Here is a 20,381-nt window from a genome sequence, read left to right as displayed (position 1 = left end):
GTATTAATCTTTGCTATTGCTTATGGCTGTGTCGGCCGAACTAGATGTTGTTAATGCTTCTAAATGCCAAATATCATCACTGTATTGGCTGATCGTTCTATCACTTGAAAAAGTACCACTGGCCGCAGTATTTAAAATACTCATTTGCGTCCAATGCTGTTGATCTTGATAAGCGTGTTCAACAGCTTTTTGAGCTTGTACAAAACTATCAAAATCGTGGGCAACCAACCAAGGATCATGAGGGCTTTTGATTGCACCAATAATGTCGTCAAATAAACCAGGTTCGAATAAATTAAAGTGCCCACTTTCAAGTAATTGCATAACATTCAGTAAGTCAGGTGTATTATGAATAATATGTAATGGGTTATAGCTTTGTTTTATTCCCTCAATTTGCTCAGCTTGTGCGCCGAATAAGAAGAAGTTATCAGCTCCTACTGCATCGCGAATTTCTATGTTAGCACCATCTAATGTGCCAATTGTCAGCGCACCATTCATCATAAACTTCATATTACCGGTACCAGATGCTTCTTTACCTGCGGTTGAAATTTGTTCAGACAAGTCTGTTGCGGGGCAAATAGTTTCCATTGCTGTAACATTATAATTTGGTAAAAATGCCACCCGTAAATAAGGCTGAGCAAGTGGATCTTTGTTGATCACATCTGCAACATTATTAATTAGCTTAATAATGCGCTTAGCCATGTAATACCCCGGTGCTGCTTTGCCTCCTAGTAATACACAGCGTGGCACTAAATTGGCGGTATCGCCACGACGAATACGGTCATATAGGTGAATAATGTGTAATACATTCAGTAATTGGCGCTTATACTCATGAATTCGTTTAACTTGCACATCAAATAGCATGCTAGTATCAAATTCAACACCACAACGTGCTTTGACTAAATCAACTAGCCGTTGTTTGTTTTCAAGTTTGACGCTTTGCCATTGTTTATGGAATTTAACATCATCATAATAGCGACGCAGCTGGCTAATTTGCGCAAAATCCCTCACCCAATCTTGACCAATTTTTTCACCAATCAACTGGGTTAGTTTAGGGTTACAATGAGCTATCCACCGCCTTGGCGTTACACCATTAGTTTTATTGTTGAATTTTTCAGGCCACAATTCATAAAAAGTTTTAAACAAACCTTCTTTAAGTAATTCTGTGTGCAATGCTGCTACGCCATTAACTGAAAAACTGCCAACAATGGCTAAATACGCCATTCTTACTTGTGGATCTGAGCCTTCTTCAATTAAAGACAGCGCTTGTTGTTTTGCAACATCACCCGGCCATGCCAACGCAACTTGAGCAAGAAAGCGCGCATTTATTTCATAAATTATTTCAAGAATACGCGGTAATAAACGCGCAAATAATGACACAGACCACTTTTCGAGCGCTTCTGGAAGCAACGTATGATTGGTATACGCCATGGTTTTTGTGGTGATCTGCCATGCAGCATCCCAATCCAAGTCATAATCATCAATCAGCAATCGCATTAACTCTGCAACAGCAATACTTGGGTGGGTGTCATTAAGTTGAAAAACATGAAAATCAGCAAAATCACTAAACTTTTCACCATGCTGTGATACCCATAGACCAACAATATCTTGTAAGCTCGCCGACGATAAAAAGTATTGCTGCCTTAAACGTAGCTCTTTACCATTTTCGCTGCTGTCATTAGGATAAAGTACCATGGTGATTTGTTCGGCAAGGTTTTTATGCGCGACGGCTTCTGAGTAACTACCGGCGTTAAACTCACCTAAATCAAACTCATCAGTGGCTTCTGATTTCCAGAGTCTGAGGGTGTTAACTATGTCATTTTTATAACCTGGGATCGGCACATCATAAGGGACAGCTAATACATCTTCAGTGTCTAACCATTGTCGATGAATGCGTCCGTTCTTATCAGTATAACTTTCAACATGGCCAAAAAACTTAACACGCTTGGCTTGCTCTGGTGCGCTCAGCTCCCATGGATGCCCTTCACGTAACCAATTATCAGGCTGCTCTATTTGATGGCCATTTTCGATTGACTGGTTAAACATGCCGTATTCATAACGAATACCATAACCGGTTACGGGTAATGCTAAACTCGCACAACTATCTAGAAAACACGCAGCTAAGCGTCCTAGACCACCATTACCTAACCCAGCGTCATGCTCTGCTTGCGCAACATGTTCAATGTGAGCGCAATAATTATTAAGTGCAAGTTTGACTTGCTCTTCTAAGTCTAAATTTAAAATGGCATTACCTAGTGCTCGGCCCATTAAAAACTCAAGTGATATATAAGCCGTTTTACGACGCTTTTCACTGTGCATTTGCTGTTTTGTTGCTCGACAACGAGCGACTAATCGATCGCGAATTGTCAACGCTAATGCGTTATACAAATACAATTGAGACTTTCCGACCTTATCGCGTCCAAGGGTATAATAGAAATGGCGTGATAAGTCATCTTCAAGGGTACTTTTATCTATCAAAGGGGCATCTTGCCAACCTTTAGCAACACACATTTGTTCACCATTATTCGCCATTACATTCGTCCTCTAAATTGGCTGTAAAAACCCAACTGCTTTGTGCAGCAACCTCAAACTGTTCTGTATTTTTAACCATTGCTTGATCAACACTACTAAGCGCTAAACGCCATGCCGATAAATCATGATTCGCGGGTAATTGACATTTAACTGCCGCATTACTGGCATTCAAAATAATGAGTAATGCCGTATTTAGTTGTGTATCTTTTAAGCTATACATCAAAAACTGTTTTGAACCATCATGCCAGTCACTTTCTTGCATGGCTTGGCTTTGCTCGGTATACCAATCAACACTAAATCGATTATCACTATCGTGTAAAAATACACTGTGTTTAAACACACAGTGTTGCTTTCGTAAGGTCAATACATCGTCAATAAAACGAATGAGGCTGTGGCTACGTTGCGAGTCTTTCCATGCCAGCCAACTAGTGCGGTTATTTTGACAATAAGCATTGTTATTCCCCCCTTGCGAGTGCCCCATTTCACCGCCTGATGACAGCATAGGCACCCCTTTGGAAAGTAGTAAGGTAAGTAAAAAGTTTTTTTGTTGTTGTAACCGTATGGCGGTAACTTTTAAATCATCAGTAAAGCCTTCAACACCGCAATTGAACGAATAATTGGCACTGTGACCATCGCGGTTATGTTCACCATTTGCTTCGTTATGCTTTTGTTCGTAACTCACTAAATCGGTTAAGGTAAAGCCATCATGACTGGTTATAAAATTAATACTATTTAATGGCCCACGGTGATTATGATCAAACAAATCAAAAGAGCCATGTAAACGTTTTGCAAGATCAGCCAGCATATTGTGCTGCCCTTGCCAAAAGCGCCTAACAACATCACGGTATTTATCATTCCACTCACGCCAAGGCGCAGGAAATGCTCCCAATTGATAACCACCAGGGCCTATGTCCCAAGGCTCAGCAATTAATTTCACTTGGCTTAACACTGGATCTTGATTGATTGCTTGTAAAAAACTATGGGTTTGGCTAAAGCCATGCGGCGTCCGTCCAAGAATAGTTGCTAAATCAAACCTAAAACCATCAACACCCATTATTTCTACCCAATAACGTAAGCTATCGAGTACCATTTTCAAGCTAAATGGGTCGTCTATATTTAAGGTATTACCACACCCAGTGTCATTGATATAAACTTCAGGGTTATCGTTAACACTACGGTAATAACCAGGGTTATTTAGGCCGCGCCAAGATAACAAAGGACCGTCGCTACCAGCCTCTGCGGTGTGGTTGTAAACCACATCTAAAATCACTTCAATACCCGCTTGATGAAGTTTAGTAACCATTTGTTGAAATTCACCAATTTCATCAGTTACTAAGTAATCTTTATTTGGTGTAAAAAAATTTAATGTATTGTAACCCCAGTAGTTTTGCAGGCCTTTGGCGGTTAAAAACTGTTCGCTAATAAAACTATGTACCGGTAACAATTCTAAAGTGGTTACGCCAAGTGTACGTAAATGCTCTATAAAACTGGGATGGCTCAAGCCCAAATAGGTACCTTGTAGCTGACTTGGAATAGAGGGATGTCGTGCTGTGGCGCCTTTAACGTGACATTCATAAATAACCGTTTCTCCCCAACTATGGCCCGGTTTTTTACCTTGATAAGGCTGCAGCTGTGTGACTTTAGATTTAGGGATATCAATGGCGTTATTTACCGTACTCAAAGTACCTTTAGGCATTTGCCCATAGTGGCGTTCACTCCAGGTAAACTCACCAAATAAATCTTTTGCATAGGGATCAATTAACAATTTTTGGCTATTAAAAAACAATCCTTTTTTAGGTTGATATTCACCTTCTGCGCGATAACCATATAAAGTGCCCATAGCCAGTGGGGTTATATGTAAACTCCATATCCCCCCTTCATTATTATTCATTGCTAACTTTAAAACTTCGGTATGACCACTGGCATCAAATAAACACACATACAACTGTTTAGCCAATGGCGCATAAACGGCAAAATTTACACCGTTTGTTAATACACTGGCTCCCAGCGGAAAAGTTTGCCCTTTATTTAATTCAATCGATAAACTCATCAGCCACCCTTTTTAAATAAACCGTTGCAAGCGCTGGCAGTGAGAGTTTAATACTATGTTGATGCCCGTGGCATGGAGTTGCTGTACTAGTTGTTTTAGCTGATTGCCCACACACTTGTACTCCAGAACCAAATAACTGTTCATCATCGGTATTTAAAATTACTTCAAATTCACCTGAGCTTGGCACACCAATACAATAATCATGATAAACCGTTGGTGTGAGGTTACTTACCACAACCACGTAATGACTGGCTTTCTTAGCAAAGCGAATAAAACTAAAAATACTCTGTTGAGCATTTTGATTATCGATCCAGCTAAAACCTGACGGTTCAGTATCTAGCTGATGTAAAGCTGGAACTTCGCGATATACTTTATTGAGCTGCGCGATAGTTCGTTGCACACCTTGATGCGATAGATGCTCAAGCAAATGCCAATCAATTGATTGATCATGATTCCACTCGCTACGCTGGGCAATCTCACCGCCCATGAACAGTAATTTTTTGCCCGGATGCGCCCACATAAATGCATAGTACGCGCGTAAATTTGCAAATTTTTGCCAATCATCACCAGGCATTTTTTCAATTAATGAGCCTTTACCGTGCACCACTTCATCGTGGCTCAAAGGTAAAATATAATTTTCACTATAGGCATACACCATCGAAAAAGTTAATTCATGATGATGATGTTGGCGATATAATGGATCGCGTTGCATATAGTGAAGGCTGTCGTTCATCCAGCCCATATTCCACTTGTAGCCAAATCCTAAGCCATCATGATTCACCTGACGGGTAACACCAGGCCACGCTGTTGACTCTTCAGCCACCATCATAATGCCGGGGTTATTAGCATAACAACGTAAGTTAACTTGCTTTAAACACTCAATAGCACCAAGATTCTCGCGCCCGCCAAACTTATTCGGGATCCACTGTCCATCTTCACGACTGTAATCAAGGTACAGCATTGAGGCAACAGCATCGACACGTAATCCATCAATGGCAAATTCTTCTAACCAATACATTGCATTAGCAACTAAAAAGCTGCGGACCTCTGGGCGATCATAGTTGTAGATATAGGTATTCCAATCTGGATGGAAACCTTGACGCACATCGGCATGTTCAAATAAATGTGTGCCATCAAAACGATGCAAGCCATGCGGATCACTTGGGAAGTGGCCTGGAACCCAATCAATGAGTAAACCAATGTTAGCTTGGTGACATTGCTCTACAAAATAACGAAAATCATCCAAACCGCCAAACCGACTCGTTGGTGCAAATAAGCCAACTGGCTGATACCCCCAAGAACCATCAAATGGAAATTCACTGATCGGCATAAGTTGGATATGCGAAAAGCCTTGTTCAGTGACATAATTAATTAACCGCTGTGCTAATTCTTGATAAGTTAAATAACGATCTCCCTCTTCTCGCTGCCAAGAACCTAAATGCACTTCATAGATAGAGATAGGTGCATCAATCGCGTTGCGTTTAACACGCTGACGTTGCATTTTATCAGTTAGTTTAATTGCTGCGGGCCGAGTTTGAAGTACTGAAGCAGTGCCTGGTGCTTGCTGCATTTTAAATGCAAATGGATCAGCCTTTTCGAGCACTTCGCCACTGAGAGTTGTTATAGAAAACTTATAACACTGACCTTCACTGAGCTCTGGAATAAATAAGTCCCAGACTCCAGACGCAGGGTTAAAACGCATAAAGTGTTGGCTTTGCTGCCAGTGATTAAATTCGCCAATAACTGAAACACTGCTAGCATTAGGTGCCCAAACACTAAAACGTACACCTGAAACACCTTTAAAATCAATAAAGTGGGCACCAAGATGGCGATATGCGTGCTCTAATGTGCCTTCATTAAATAAGTACATAGCACTATCATCTAGGCTGCTATCAAAACTATACACATCTTCACAAATAACCTGACAATCGCTGTAATCTACCACTAGCTGATAAGCTGAAATATCTTGATTATCAAGCTGTGCTATAAATAAATCTGAATCACCATAGCGGGTGCTAACAATCATTTGCTGAGGCAGTTTTATCGTTACTTTTGTTGCCCCGGGCATATAACAGCGTATTTCACTGTGCGTGTCAGTAATTGCATGTACGCCTAAAAAACTAAACGGATCTTTAAAACAGCCACGCTTTAAAGCATTAACTTGTTGATCATAGTGCTGTGACTTTGCGGTTTTACGAACAATACTGTTCATTTAATTAGTCCTTATGGAATTAATAGCACTGAGGAATGCACTGTGACGTGTGAATATTTGTTCACTTGAATGCGTTAATACCCGACGCCAATTAGGGTATTCTTGATCCGTTCCAGGAATGTTTACAGGTAACGTTTGCTCATCTAAATCATCGAGCTGGATAGTAAATAACCGCGCTGGTGCAGCGGCCAAGCCTAAGGTCAGCGCCTGATAAACATCACTTGCTGTACTATCTAAAAACAAGGTGTGTGCTGCACATCCTGACAGAAAACGCAGTAGTCGTTGTTTTTCAATATCTCGGTCTGCACGCAGTTGAGTTAACTGTTGTTCATCAATTAATTGATATTTTAATTTCAAAGTAAGATCAAGCCCCTGCCACCAACCAAAGAAAGGCGGTACATCATGGTTTGCAACCATTAACAATGATTGTGGCGCAAATGACTGGGCCGCTAAAAATTCACCTTGATAATCTTTTTCAAAATAGAATAAGCTATTTGAAAATATTGCTTTATCTGCAAGTGCAGCTTTCACCTCTGGTGGAACAACCCCAAGATCTTCACCAATGACAATACATTGATTCAAATGGGATTCTATTGTCAGTACCGCTAATAAATGCTCAAATGGATAATACACATAGCAACCATCTTGTTGCTGTTGATGCTCGAAACACCACCATAAACGGCGAATTGCCATAACATGATCGATACGCAAACCACCGACGTTTTCCATATTTGCACGGATCAATGCTCGGTAGTAGCTAAAATTATTATCACTGAGCTTAATCGGATTCAGTGCTGGCAATCCCCAGTTCTGGCCATGCTCTGCCCATGGATCAGGCGGTGCGCCTACATAAGCAGAATCGGTAAATAACGATTGTTGATTGAGGAATTCGCTACCATCGCCGGCGCAACCCACCGCTAAATCATTGATCAAACCAATACTCATTCCCTGCTCTCGGGCGGTAGTTTGGCATAATTTTAATTGCACATATGCTTGCCATTGCAAGTAGTAAGCAAAGTCGCTGTCAGTAACTTTTAAGGTCGCAAGTGTCGCACCATGTTGTTGACAAAAATCACTAAAGTGTTGTTTGCGGTGCTTACTCCCATGCATACAAAAATGCTGGTATAGCAAGTTAAAGGCTGCGTATTTGAACTCACTCACTGCACTGTAATTAATATACTGCGACTGCAGAGTCCGCTTTTTAAAGTCACTCGCATAGTTGCTTTGTAAATACGCAGTGATATTGGGGTTATTAATGCTGTCATCGCATAAATCAATTGATATATAGAGTGGATTTAATAATGCACGATTATTCGGGCTATATGGACTTGCTCGCTCTGGTTGCTCAGAAAATAATAAATGCAGTGGATTGAGTAAAATATAATCCAGTTTATGACTTGCTGCTTGCTCTGTCAGCGATAATAAATCGGCAAAATCGCCTATCCCTAGTGCTGCATTATTTTTTAAACTGTAAAGTTGAATTGAAAGCCCACTTTGTTTTTTATCCGTCACTTGAAAGCTATATTTAGGTGTCACCCACAGTTGAGTTTCAGCCGTTAAACCTGCAACGTTAATGCTTGCATCATGATAACCAGTAGGCAATGCTGGAAGCGGGAAAATGAGCTCTAAATAAGTAACGTCGTTAAACAAATAATCGCCACTGCATTGTAAATCAGCTAATTGGTGAGTAATGCTGGGCAAATCAAGCTGCGCAAATGAGACTGTACATTGTTGCCCTAACATACGCTTATCAATACGCACTTTAACGGCTGGTTGTTCAGCACATACCAAACTACAATCGGGTACTAATTGCAGCCATTTATTGGCATCTAAGCTGATATTTAAATGAGAAATTTGGGCGTGATCCGTAACATCAACACCACAACAACTGAGTGCCGCACTGCGGGTTGCATCGCTAAAAACCACGTGTTCACCGGTATACTTGGTGTATTCATAGCCAATACCATGTAGATAAAAAAGCTGTGAAAGAGACTCCATTTACCACGCCTTAAATACGTTGTGTATTGACTATGCTATTTTCTGTACCAAAACTGTTTGCTATGTATCCATCGGCATGATGGTCATTGTCCCAAATAGTACCATTAACTAAATACCGAAAATGAAACTGTTGATCGTTCGGTAATCGCTGCTTGAGCTTAAAACATTGTTCTTTTTTATTAAACTTCATTGCAACAGGTTGCCAATCAGTAAATTCAGCGACTAACTGAACTTGCTCAGCCTGAGGATGCTGAAATTCAAATGTTACTTCAGCTTCGTTTTTAGTTTTAAAAAATCGTTTACTTAACATATTGGGCTCCAAACTAAACCTTAAGGTCAATTAATCCTTGCCACAGAAGTGCGTTCAACTACTCAACATACGCAGGGCTGTAAAATATTATTAGTGCGTGTTGACCTTTCAGAGTCAAAATCTTCAACCTTTAGGCTGTGTGTTCGATCGGTATACTACGTTATCGCACAATTTATGTAGATAAAACACTACTATGTGCTCTGTCTAGCATAAAAACCAAACATACTGCGGTAAAAGTAAACTCAAAAAATAAACACGCTCTAGTTAAACAAAGTTATATTTATGCTTTATGACAGTGCGATTAAATAAATATTGCACCAAATGTATGCAAATAAAGCAAAAAACACTCACTTTATGATTACCATCTTAATGACAGCAAGAACTAAACCAAGTTAATCACTGTCTGAATTGTGACCTTTAAAGTAGTTAACAAATAACCACTGGTAAAGTGAATTTATTTAATAGTTGAATTGAGTAAACGCTCAAAAAATACTGATAAAATAACATCTAACTGAAAAGATGTTCCTTATTCAGGGTCGTTATTAAAGAAATGTTTTGTCAGTTAGTCTTACAAACTATATACTGAAAAAAATGTGTAATACCTAATAACAAATTCATATAATTAGGATAAAATGGTTTAATGGAATGACTAAACTTTTTCGCTTACTCAGTATTGCCTTTATTGCTATATTTATTTTTTGCTTTAGCATGAATATTTTATTAACGAAACAAGTCAATACCATTAATCCGCAACAATCTAGTATTGCCACTCGCGCTTTTGATACTGCTACCACCCAACTAACGATGCCCTCTTGGTATAACCCGATATTAAATGGCCACTATATAGTTAGCAAAGACGGTACTGATTACTTACTAATTAGAGCAACAGATACACAGTTTATTACCGCTCAAGCATCATCCATCATCAATGCCACTATTTTATCACCTGTAAACTTTATTCTACTGATTTTAATAGGTTTATTTTTAACATGGTATTTTGGTAAACAATTAAACATAAAGCGTGAAAAACAGCTGATAGAACAACTTAATATACAAACAAAAAAAGTTATCGAATCATTTAATATTCAACTTCCTGAACTTGAGCATGCGACAGAAGTAACTCGTTTAAGCCAAGCAATTAATGCATTAACCAGCCATGTAGCTAATTATGCCCGTGAAACTCAAACCAGCATTTGCCAAGATAAATTGACTTTGTTGATTGACCGTCATGCTTATATCGAGCACCTAGACCGCCAACTCAACGGTGCTGAACTAAAAAATATTCACTGTGCCTTGTTATTTATTGATTTAGATGGCTTTAAGCAAGTGAATGACTCTTTTGGCCACAGTTTTGGTGATGAAGTATTGATTCAAGTAGCCGAACGCCTGGCTAGCGTATTACGCCATCATAAGCTTAATGATATCAATCCCACCAGTCTATTAGAGCAAAATTTAGCGCGTTTAGGGGGCGATGAGTTCTCTATTTTCATTAATAATATTGATTGCAACTCTAAAAGCTTAGATGTGGCACAGCATGTACTAAACGAAATAGAGCGGGACTTTGTTCTGGGTAATAAACTAATTAAGATCAGTGCCAGTGTTGGTATTGCTGTTTATCCTGAAAGTGCATCAACTCCCCATGCTTTGTTGCAAATGGCGGATGTTGCTATGTATCGTGCTAAAACCGATGGGCGTGGTATTTTTAAAGTCTATTCGCCAGAAATGGGTAATAAAATGCGTCGCTACCATTACTTACTCGAAGAGCTGCGTTTAGCCATTGCGTGTCATAATTTTCATTTATCATTTCAGCCTATTGTGCATGTTGAAGATTGCGCCATTGATTACTTCGAAGCGTTAGTGCGCTGGGACCATCCTGTTGAGGGGGCTATTTCTCCAGTGGAGTTTATTCCGATTGCAGAAGAATCAAACCTTATATTAGAGCTTGGTGATTGGATAATGCTAGAATCATGTCGACAAATGGCAGCTTGGCACAATGCTGGTATGCGCAAAGTTAAAATCTCAGTTAATGTCTCTGGCATTCAACTCAAACATCGCCCAATTCATGAATGGGTAATGAAAAAACTAGCCAAGACAGGGCTACCGCCCACTTCATTGATGTTAGAGATCACTGAATCGACATTGATCACCGCTAGCAACACTATCATTAATGAATTAGAGAAATTGCGTAAAGAAGGCGTCACTATTGCAATAGATGACTTTGGTACCGGTTTTAGCTCATTAAGTACCTTAGCTGATCTACCTATTGACGTAATCAAGATTGATAGATTATTCATAGCGCAAGCTAATGAAAACCCGAAATATAACAAAATATTAAATTCAATCAGTGAATTAGGTACTAAGCTTGGGCTTAAAATCGTTGCTGAAGGAGTTGAAGAAATCGCCCAGTTTGAATTAGTGAAACGCATGGGAATTAGCAGCGTACAAGGGTATTTAGTTAGTCGTCCGCAGTCATCTGTGAATGTTGGCAGTAAGGTACTACAAGGGAATGTTAATCATATCGCCGCGACGGGCACTGGCGTTTGGAACCTCGAAACTTAACGATTTGTCATTTAAAATTTTATTACCATGGAAATCTAGCTAAAAATAGATAATAATACTTAATAATTAGTATCCAATCCCCCATCTTACATGCTTAAAAAAAGTCTCTTTTCCTTAATCTCAATCGTAATTTTAGTTAGTGTTATTCTTACTAGCATGTCAATTTATACCTTATACAGCAAAAAGAAACTCAGTGTTGATCCTAAACTAAAAGAAATATCGGGGATCGAATTTGATAAATTCAAGCGCTTATGGGCAATAAATGATGGCGGTAATGAAGCAAAACTTTATCGTCTCAACGAGGACGGCTCTATCGCCAAAGAGGTACTGGTTACTAATGCAAAAAACATTGATTGGGAAGATATGACTCAGAATGATTTTGGGCACTTCTTTTTAGGAGACTTTGGTAATAATAATCAAGAACGTAAATGGCTCACTATTTATAAAATAGAAAATCCCATCGACATTAAAACTGATACCACCGAAGCTGAAATTATCAAGTTCACTTATCCAGAACTCGACGGTAGCCCTATCACTCCAGATAAACGAAACTTTGACCTAGAAGCATTTGTAGCCTTTGGCCGCCACTTATATTTGTTTACTAAAAACCGTACGGAACCGTTTGATGGGATTACAAATTTGTATAAAGTTGGCGATCATGCAGCGAATTTTGATGCGCAGTTAATAGATTCCTTTAAAACTTGTACAACGATGGAAAAGCTCTGTTGGATAACTTCAGCGGCACTTAGCCCCGATCGTACAAAGTTAGTATTACTAGATTCAACAAGCATTTGGTTATTTGAAAACTTTACTGGTGATAAATTTTTCTCAGGAGACGTATCGCGGATAGATTTGGGTATTGTGACTCAAAAAGAAGCGATTACATTTTATGATGAAAATACCATTGTATTTACCGATGAAGAATTTAAAGGAATTGGCGGTAACGCCTATGTCATTAAACTCGATGAAGTAAAAAAAACCATCATTAAGAAAATACCAACGGCGTCAGATTAAAATAAATCTATATCAGTGCTTTTGTCGTTTGAGTTAATTAAGTTATTTTCCATTAACTGTTCATAAAAGCACAGCCTATTGCGACCATTTTCTTTTGCATAATAAAGTGCCTTATCCGCATTTTCCAATACAGTAATAGGGAAATCATAAGGACTGATACGACACATGCCTATACTTACAGTCATATTTTCAACAAATGGAAAATGAGTGTCTCTGATCATCTCCATAAACTCATTCATTTTCTTTTCGATAGATTCAAAGTTAGTAGGTTCAAACACTATCACAAATTCCTCACCACCAAAGCGAAAAATCAAGTCTGTTGAACGCAGGAAGTGACGCATTTTTTGTGCAAGTAACAATAAAACCTCATCACCACAAACATGACCAAAGCTATCATTAATTTTTTTGAAATGATCAATATCAAGCATTGCTAACCAAGATGTTGAACTGAGCTTTCGCTTGCGATTATCATCCGTTTTAACCGTTTTATGCTGTTTAATTACTTGCTTTTCAATTAGCTGCTTTATTTTTTTATCAAATGTTTGCCTATTTAACAGACCAGTCAGTTGATCCCGTTCATTCTCATGCAAGATAAATAAATAATTTTCATAAATACGGCAAAAGGCATTAAGCAAAACCTGATCCGAGCTTTTTAAACCTTTGCAAACAACAGCAATTGCACCTATCGGCTTTTCTTGCAAAGATATTGGTAACCAACGTTTCTCGATACCATCAGCAGACTGTACAGTAATAATGCAAGCTGAGCGCAAACATGACAACAGTTCAGGCTCTGGTGAATCAACAACTTGACGTTGCGCCCACTCAAACTGATTATCATTGATTACTTTTAACGATATACTGCGCTCAATCGTTAAATCACTTTGCACGTCTAAATCCTTATAAACTACAATTTCTGTACAACCAACAAATTCTTGGATCGTCGAGATCAAGCTATATTCCAATGAATCTACATCACGGTTTTTGGTTATTTTAATTAGTGAATTTAATAAGTTTTCTTCCATAAGGATCCTGTATTCAAATAACTGAACATTCTTATTATGACTAATTACCCGTATAAAAGATTATAAAAATATAAATCAAACAAAAACGTCAATAAAGTTTGCTCTCATAATTACATTAACGAGTAAGAAAACCCAGTGCTAGTCGTAAGTGTAGTGTGTAAATACTGTTTAGTCACAATAGAAAGTATGACATTCTGTATTTATCGTCAACTTAGCGTTTAAATTTTGTTTCTAAAATAACAGAAGAAGTCGTACGTTCAACTCCATCTAAATTACCAATATCATCGAGTAAATGGCTGAGTTTTTCTAGATTTTGTGCTTGCACAACTGCAATTAAATCAAACTCACCACTGATAGCATACAATTGTGAGATGGCATCAATCTGCTTGAGCTCGAGGTTAGTTTTAGTGGTTAGTTTTTGCTTTACCTTAATCGATACATGGGCCGATACCATGGCACTTAAGTACGCATCGCCATAGTCAACACTGTAGCCCTTTATCACTCCAGTCTCTTCTAGCTTTAACATCCTACTTTGTACAGTTGAGCGTGATAAGTTAAGTGCCCTGGCAAGATCAGAAATACTCGCTCTGGCATTCGTGCGAAGTATAGAAAGTAGCTTTTCGTCTTGTATAGTTATCATATTGATTATTAACCTCGTCATTTTGTATTTTATTTTAATCATTTTTCACAAAATAGCACTGCAAATTTAAGCTTTGAACTCAGATAATAGCGGTAGTAAATAAGAAAAATTATTAAAGCACATTATTGCAGGGTAATAACGGCTTGATTAACCCATCAAATGCAATTTGTTTTTTTTCATATTAAGCCAGAATTAGGTGTAACAAATGCAAGTAACAAGAGAATTATTCAACGACGTAATGGTCCCTAACTATAACCCATCAGAGGTTATTCCGGTGCGTGGCCAAGGTTCTCGTGTTTGGGATCAAAACGATAAAGAATATATCGACTTTGCTGGCGGTATTGCGGTCAACTGTTTAGGTCACTGTCACCCAGCCCTTGTTAATGCGTTAAAAGAGCAAGGCGAAAAAATCTGGCACTTATCCAATGTCATGACTAATGAGCCAGCACTTCGATTAGCTAAAAAAATCACCGACGCAACATTTGCAGACAAAGTTTACTTTGCAAACTCAGGCGCAGAAGCAAATGAAGCAGCGCTAAAACTTGCGCGTCGTTTCGCATTGGATGTACATGGTGCTGATAAAAGCCAAATAATCGCATTTAACAAAGGCTTTCATGGTCGTACCTTTTTTACCGTAACTGTGGGTGGCCAAACCGCATATTCTGACGGTTTTGGTCCTAAACCAGCCGCAATTGATCATTGTGACTACAATGATTTAGCTGCTTTTGAAGCACTGATCAGCGATAAAACCTGTGCCGTAATGATGGAACCTCTGCAAGGTGAAGGCGGCATTATCTCTGCAAATAATGAATTTATCAAAGGTGTGCGTGCTTTGTGTGATAAACACAATGCATTGCTTATTTTTGACGAAGTACAAACGGGTGTAGGCCGTACAGGCTCACTATACGCATACCAAGAATTAGGCGTGACACCAGATATTTTAACAACAGCAAAAGCGTTGGGTGGCGGTTTCCCTATTGGTGCGATGATCACCACTTCTGATATTGCAGCACATCTTAAAGTGGGCACGCATGGTTCAACCTATGGCGGTAACCCGTTAGCGTGTGCAGTGGCAGAAGCGGCATTTGATACCGTGAATACCGAACAAGTGCTAAGCGGCGTTAAACAGCGTGAACAGCTTTTCCGTGATGGTTTTGCAGCGATCAACGCAAAATACGACGTATTTAGTGAAGTACGCGGTAAAGGTCTATTATTAGGCGCCGTACTAAACAGCAAGTTTGAAGGGCGCGCTCGCGACTTCTTAGTAGCAAGTACTCAACAAGGGCTAATGAGCTTAGTTGCTGGTACTGATGTTATTCGTTTTACGCCTTCGCTGGTGATCCCACTTGAGGACATTAAAGAAGGTCTAGTGCGCTTTGAAAAAGCCGTAGCAGACGTTGTAAACGGTTAACCTAATTTAACGCCCTGTTTAGGGCGTTAATGGAGCACTTTTAAATGCAAGTATTACGTCCTATAACCGCAAATGATTTTGACTCACTAAAACAAATAGCAATAGAGTCAGGCCATGGTTTTACATCATTACCTGTTGATGATGCCTTGTTGCTAGAGAAAATTGAACGAGCAGAAAGGAGCTTTGCAAAAAACATTAATAAGCCTCAAGACGAGGGCTACCTATTTGTATTAGAAGACAGTGAAACAGGTCAAGTCGTTGGCACTACCGCGATTGAAGCGGCGGTCGGTATGAACGTTCCTTTGTATCACTATCATTTAGGTAAAACGGTTCATCATTCACGCACTCTTAACGTATATAACACCGTTGATATTCTCAGCATGTGTAATGATTACACCGGCTGCTCAGAGATATGCACACTATTTTTACGTGAAGATAGCCGCAAAGGGCTAACAGGACGTTTCTTATCGCGTTCACGCTTTTTGTTTATGGCTCAACACAGTGAGCGTTTTGCCGATACCATCATTGCAGAAATGCGTGGCGTTAGTGACGAAAACGGCCATTCTCCATTTTGGCAATGGCTTGAAGAACATTTTTTCAGTATTGAATTCCCACTAGCCGATCATTTAGTCGGCTTAGGCGATAAAGTATTTATTAGTGAATTAATGCCCAAGTACCCTATTTACGCCAACCTGTTAAGCAAAAAAGCGCAAGCTGTAATTGGTAAAGTACACGAGCACACTAAACCTGCACTAAAATTGCTTGAAAAAGAAGGTTTTGAGCATCGAGGTTACGTTGATTTATTTGATGCTGGGCCAACAGTTGAAGCCAAACTTGGCAATATACGTAGCATCCGTGAATCTCAAGTATGCCCTATTACCATAGGTGAACTTGATCATATTAATCAACAAAGTTCCGACACCTTAGCTATTTGTAATCAAGGCGTGAATGACTTCAGAGCCACTTTCACAAAACATGCACATTATAATCATGCTAAACATACCTTGATTATTAGCAGTGAAGTTGCAAAAGCACTTAAATTAAAACAAGGAGATGCAGCGCGGTTTTTCCGTCTGTAAACCTCTGTAGGAGTTTCTATGAGCGTTAATACGCACAACAGCCAACTAATCAATAACCAATGGCAAACTGGCTTAGGTCATGATTTCAGTTCAATAAACCCAAGTAACGGGGATATTGTTTGGCAAGGTAAAGCAGCAAGTAAAGAACAAGTAGACTCAGCGATTAAATCAGCTCGTCAGGCACACATTACATGGGCAAATACCCCAATTACAGAGCGTATTGCGGTTCTTGAACGTTTTGTCAGCCAGCTAAAAGAAAATAGCGAAGAGTTTGCGACTATCATTGCCCGCGAAACAGGTAAACCACTATGGGAAACACGTACCGAAGTGGGTGCTATGACAGGCAAAGTGGCGATCTCAATAAAAGCTCATAATGAACGAACAGGCACTACTGAAAATCCAATGCCCGGCGCTAAAGCTTTTATTCGTCATAAGCCGCATGGCGTAGTGGCTATTTTTGGCCCTTATAATTTCCCAGGCCACCTCCCTAATGGTCATATAGTACCGGCAATTTTAGCGGGTAATACCGTCGTATTTAAACCATCTGAGCTAACCCCACTTGTTGCTCAATACACACTTGAGTTATGGTTAAAAGCAGGCCTGCCAGCTGGGGTGATCAACCTTATTCAGGGTGAAGTTGACACCGGTATTGCACTTGCTAGCCACCAAGATACCGATGGGTTGTTTTTTACTGGCAGCTCAAACACAGGTCATTTATTACATAAGCAGTTTGCTGGACATCCAGGTAAAATTTTAGCGCTAGAAATGGGGGGGAATAACCCGCTCATAGTTAAAGATGTGGCTGACGTAAATGCTGCCGTGCATGATATTATCCAATCCGGCTTTATAACTTCTGGTCAGCGCTGTACGTGCGCCCGTCGGGTATTTATTGCAAATACAGCTAATGGTAATGCTATTTTAGAAAAGCTGATCACCGCAACTAAAAGTATTAAAGTTGCAGACAGCTTTAGCGAAGAACAACCTTTCATGGGGGCTATGATCAGCGAAAAAGCAGCGCTTGGGATGGTCGCCGCTCAGCAACAATTGATTGATATGGGAGCTGAACCTTTAGTTGAACTAAAACACTTAAAACCAGGCACTGGTTTTGTAAGCCCTGGTATTATCGATGTAACAAATGTGGCCAGCATCGCAGATGAAGAACACTTTGGCCCATTAATTAAAATTTATCGCTATAGCGACTTTGACAGTGCAATTGTGGAAGCGAACAATACCTCATTTGGTTTATCGGCTGGGCTTTTAAGTGACTCAAGTGAAGATTATGAGCACTTCTTAAAACATATTCGCGCCGGTATTGTTAACTGGAATCGCCCAATTACCGGTGCATCAAGTGCCGCGCCATTTGGTGGTATTGGTGCCAGTGGTAACCACAGAGCGAGCGCCTATTACGCCGCAGATTACTGCTCATACCCAGTAGCCTCTGTTGAAGCACCAAGCGTTAGTTTACCAAGTACCCTTGCGCCGGGCTTAATTATTGAATAATCAGTCTGCAGCTTAACGGCTGCAGAAATTAAATTAAGGAATTAAAAATGCACACAGATGTAAATGCCCTTTTTGACAACTTATGGCAAAACTACCTAGCGGTAACACCGTCAGCTGTAAAAGTTCATGAGCTATTAGGCTCGACACAACAAGATGATGTGATCAACGACCATATTGCACTACGCACTTTCAATCATGAAAAAATTGGTCTGGAAAAGTTAGCCGCCCATTTCTTAGCTGTCGGTTATAAAGAATGTGGTGAATATCATTTTGAAGCTAAAAAATTGTATGCTAAACATTATGAGCATACCGATCCAAAGCAACCAAAAGTATTTATTTCTGAATTACTTGTAGAGCAATGTTCTGAGCAACTGCAAGCCATCGTTAATGAGCTGGTTGCCAGCATAGATGCAGATGCCGTAACCGCAGAAAACTTCTTATACTCAGGCACCCATTGGCAAGTAAGCTCTGAAACTTATAAACAGTTACTCGCTGAAAGCGAATATGCAGCGTGGATGTCAGCATGGGGTTACCGTGCTAATCATTTCACCGTGAACATTAATGAACTTGCCAAATTTGATAAAATTGAAGACGTTAACCAAGCGCTTAAAGATGCCGGTTTTGCCCTTAATATTTCAGGCGGTGAAGTAAAAGGCTCACCTGAGGTATTACTTGAGCAATCATCAACCCTTGCCGATGACTTTGCCGTAGAGTTTAGTGACACGACGATGAGCGTACCTAGTTGTTTTTATGAGTTTGCCCTGCGTTATGCGAAACCTGATGGTGAACTATATACCGGTTTCGTTGCTGCATCGGCCGATAAAATCTTTGAAAGCACCAATGCACGTTAATTAATTAAATAAAGCCCGCAAGGGCTTTTTTAAAAGACAAAATTAAAGTTTCTTGTTATTTTTAATAATGACTGAAGGAGCTTGTATGAAAATTCTGATACTCATTTGCTGTGCTTTTATGCTGCCGAGCCTTGTCTATGCAAAGCAGGCTGTTACTTTTTTGTCTTATGAATATTTTATCACTGCAAAAGAGAAATCTATTGATGATGAACGCTACCTTGCTGCTTTTACGAAAGTACTCAGCCATAAATTTAAAGTAGAGCAACACACAACTAACGTCGCTCGGATGTTAAAGCAGCTCTCTGGTCAAACCGATGTGTGTAGTTTTAATATATTGAAAACACCTCAGCGCAAAAAACAATTTATTTTCTCTGCGATGCCCTCCTCTATGTTCTTACAACGCAGAGTATTTGCTCTGAAAGACACGCTCAAAGATTTGCCTGAACAAGTGTCAATTTCAAAGTTACTAGCAAATAAACACACTTTTGCCACACTTACATCTACTAGTTATCAAGAACTTGATAGTATGCTGACAATGTACCAACATCAAATCGTGCCCATAATTGGTGCTGGTGATTTTTCCCGTTTAGCAAAACTACTCTTGCACAAGCGTGTTGATATGATCATTGACTATGACGTAAGTGTTAAACATTTTTTAACATCCCAGCAATATGCTGAACTAGATAGTCGTGAGATCATAGAATACCCAGAGTTTAATAGCGGCTACTTTGCTTGTAGCAGAACCCAAGTTGGCACGCAGGTGATTAAGCAAATAGATGCACTCATGCAAAGTGCTAAAATGCACCAGCCCATCAAGCAATATCACTATGCTAATTTTGATCCTGAAATAGCTGAACGAATTATGACTATTTATAAAACTTACTATAAACCAAGTATTTATAATGATTAAATTTACTTACCGACAAGGTATACAAAACGAGCGTGCAATATATACATGAGGGTAATGCGGATACTCATGATGCCCTTGAGTAGGATGTAATGTATTGATTGATAACATCAACAAACTTGCAAACTTTATTACTTACAAAAACCTGGTAGATATATTAGTTTACTTGAGTTTTCGTAATACAGATACACTTGCTGACTGCTCTAAAAATTCGGTTGTAGTCCACAAATAGCAATAGCAATAATTACCCATGCAACTTTTAGACACTCGTGTTGGAGCGCATACACTAGTAACGGCAA

Annotated in this window: 14 protein-coding genes; 7 read left to right on the top strand and 7 right to left on the bottom strand. The window is 39.4% G+C overall.

What is annotated here, in order from left to right:
* Nucleotides 1-3 precede the first annotated feature (3 nt).
* From PVK79_RS09685 to PVK79_RS09665, 5 genes are read right to left on the bottom strand one after another with little or no spacing between them, the layout of a single operon-like run.
* A complete protein-coding gene (locus PVK79_RS09685; RefSeq protein ID WP_257326557.1) occupies nucleotides 4-2,529 on the bottom strand; it encodes a glycogen/starch/alpha-glucan phosphorylase in 2,526 nt (841 codons plus the stop codon).
* Nucleotides 2,519-4,579: a glycogen debranching protein GlgX gene (gene glgX / locus PVK79_RS09680; protein WP_257326556.1), complete on the bottom strand. Its 2,061-nt coding sequence runs from the start codon at nucleotides 4,577-4,579 to the stop codon at nucleotides 2,519-2,521. Before glgX ends, PVK79_RS09685 begins: the two co-directional genes overlap by 11 nt.
* Entirely contained in the window at nucleotides 4,563-6,791 is a 2,229-nt protein-coding gene (gene glgB, locus PVK79_RS09675) for a 1,4-alpha-glucan branching protein GlgB (RefSeq protein WP_145235921.1), read from the bottom strand. Before glgB ends, glgX begins: the two co-directional genes overlap by 17 nt.
* Nucleotides 6,792-8,789, bottom strand: a complete 1,998-nt coding sequence (malQ, locus tag PVK79_RS09670; RefSeq protein ID WP_145235924.1) for a 4-alpha-glucanotransferase — start codon at nucleotides 8,787-8,789, stop codon at nucleotides 6,792-6,794.
* Nucleotides 8,790-8,799: 10 nt separating this feature from the next.
* Nucleotides 8,800-9,099 (bottom strand): isoamylase early set domain-containing protein, encoded by a 300-nt coding sequence (locus tag PVK79_RS09665; protein WP_145235928.1) that lies wholly within the window; start codon nucleotides 9,097-9,099, stop codon nucleotides 8,800-8,802.
* 645 nt (nucleotides 9,100-9,744) lie between these two features.
* Between PVK79_RS09665 and PVK79_RS09660 the strand changes: the two genes are divergently transcribed.
* Together PVK79_RS09660 and PVK79_RS09655 are read left to right on the top strand one after the other, a co-directional pair.
* Entirely contained in the window at nucleotides 9,745-11,658 is a 1,914-nt protein-coding gene (locus PVK79_RS09660) for a putative bifunctional diguanylate cyclase/phosphodiesterase (RefSeq protein ID WP_145235932.1), read from the top strand.
* 90 nt (nucleotides 11,659-11,748) lie between these two features.
* On the top strand, nucleotides 11,749-12,672 hold the full coding sequence (locus PVK79_RS09655; protein ID WP_145235936.1) for a hypothetical protein: 924 nt from the start codon (nucleotides 11,749-11,751) through the stop codon (nucleotides 12,670-12,672).
* On the opposite strand, the gene PVK79_RS09650 is transcribed toward PVK79_RS09655, so the two are convergent.
* Both PVK79_RS09650 and PVK79_RS09645 read right to left on the bottom strand, forming a co-directional pair.
* Nucleotides 12,669-13,694, bottom strand: a complete 1,026-nt coding sequence (locus PVK79_RS09650) for a GGDEF domain-containing protein (protein ID WP_257326554.1) — start codon at nucleotides 13,692-13,694, stop codon at nucleotides 12,669-12,671. The two genes, PVK79_RS09655 and PVK79_RS09650, sit on opposite strands and share 4 nt — an antisense overlap.
* Nucleotides 13,695-13,905: 211 nt before the next feature.
* Nucleotides 13,906-14,334 (bottom strand): Lrp/AsnC family transcriptional regulator, encoded by a 429-nt coding sequence (locus PVK79_RS09645; RefSeq protein ID WP_145235943.1) that lies wholly within the window; start codon nucleotides 14,332-14,334, stop codon nucleotides 13,906-13,908.
* 205 nt (nucleotides 14,335-14,539) lie between these two features.
* Here PVK79_RS09645 and PVK79_RS09640 point away from each other — a divergent pair, with 205 nt between their 5' ends.
* The 5 genes from PVK79_RS09640 to PVK79_RS09620 all read left to right on the top strand — a co-directional run bounded on the left by PVK79_RS09640 (nucleotide 14,540) and on the right by PVK79_RS09620 (nucleotide 20,085).
* The gene (locus PVK79_RS09640; RefSeq protein ID WP_145235948.1) at nucleotides 14,540-15,745 is read left to right on the top strand and encodes an aspartate aminotransferase family protein; all 1,206 of its coding nucleotides are present in this window, start codon (nucleotides 14,540-14,542) and stop codon (nucleotides 15,743-15,745) included.
* A gap of 44 nt (nucleotides 15,746-15,789) precedes the next feature.
* Nucleotides 15,790-16,824 carry an arginine N-succinyltransferase gene (astA, locus tag PVK79_RS09635; RefSeq protein WP_149980153.1) on the top strand — a complete coding sequence of 345 codons (1,035 nt, stop codon included), beginning with the start codon at nucleotides 15,790-15,792 and terminating at the stop codon, nucleotides 16,822-16,824.
* 18 nt (nucleotides 16,825-16,842) lie between these two features.
* Nucleotides 16,843-18,324 (top strand): succinylglutamate-semialdehyde dehydrogenase, encoded by a 1,482-nt coding sequence (gene astD, locus PVK79_RS09630; RefSeq protein ID WP_257326553.1) that lies wholly within the window; start codon nucleotides 16,843-16,845, stop codon nucleotides 18,322-18,324.
* A gap of 47 nt (nucleotides 18,325-18,371) precedes the next feature.
* Nucleotides 18,372-19,175, top strand: a complete 804-nt coding sequence (locus tag PVK79_RS09625) for a DUF1338 domain-containing protein (RefSeq protein ID WP_182734133.1) — start codon at nucleotides 18,372-18,374, stop codon at nucleotides 19,173-19,175.
* An 85-nt stretch (nucleotides 19,176-19,260) separates the two neighbouring features.
* Complete coding sequence (locus PVK79_RS09620) at nucleotides 19,261-20,085, top strand: transporter substrate-binding domain-containing protein (RefSeq protein WP_257326552.1); 825 nt, start codon at nucleotides 19,261-19,263, stop codon at nucleotides 20,083-20,085.
* Nucleotides 20,086-20,381: the final 296 nt, after the last annotated feature.

This window comes from Pseudoalteromonas rhizosphaerae, assembly GCF_028885455.1.
Taxonomy (GTDB): Bacteria; Pseudomonadota; Gammaproteobacteria; order Enterobacterales; family Alteromonadaceae; genus Pseudoalteromonas; species Pseudoalteromonas rhizosphaerae.
Note: the sequence above shows the minus strand (reverse complement) of the source record. Positions and strands in the feature narration are given on the sequence as shown.